The sequence below is a fragment of the Achromobacter sp. SIMBA_011 genome, from assembly GCF_046535435.1.
In the GTDB taxonomy this organism is placed as follows: Bacteria; Pseudomonadota; Gammaproteobacteria; order Burkholderiales; family Burkholderiaceae_B; genus Achromobacter; species Achromobacter dolens.
The window spans coordinates 1-259 of the sequence record NZ_JAWRWN010000732.1; the positions used below are offsets into that span (position 1 = coordinate 1).

Sequence of the window (259 nt, forward strand, 5' to 3'; positions counted from 1 at the left end):
TTCGATGTTTTGAGCTTCTTTTATAATCTAAGCGAATTTTATTCTCTTTGTAATAATCCACACATTCCTTATAAAGTTCATGCAGATTTTCAATTCCACAATTTTTAAAAGTCTCTTCTAATAAATCGTAATTGAATAGTTTCTGTTCTCTTGTAGCATCTTCCGAGATATACATTCCGTTTTTACGAATTGCTGGTAATACATCATGTGTGATCCATCGTTTGAATTGTTTCGCTTCAGGTTTGCGACTACCAAGAAT

The 259-nt window shown here is 32.0% G+C and carries 1 protein-coding gene; it reads right to left on the reverse strand.

What is annotated here, in order from left to right:
• On the reverse strand, positions 1 to 259 hold a 259-nt coding region (locus SB816_RS32900), incomplete at both ends, for a Bro-N domain-containing protein (protein WP_410548368.1).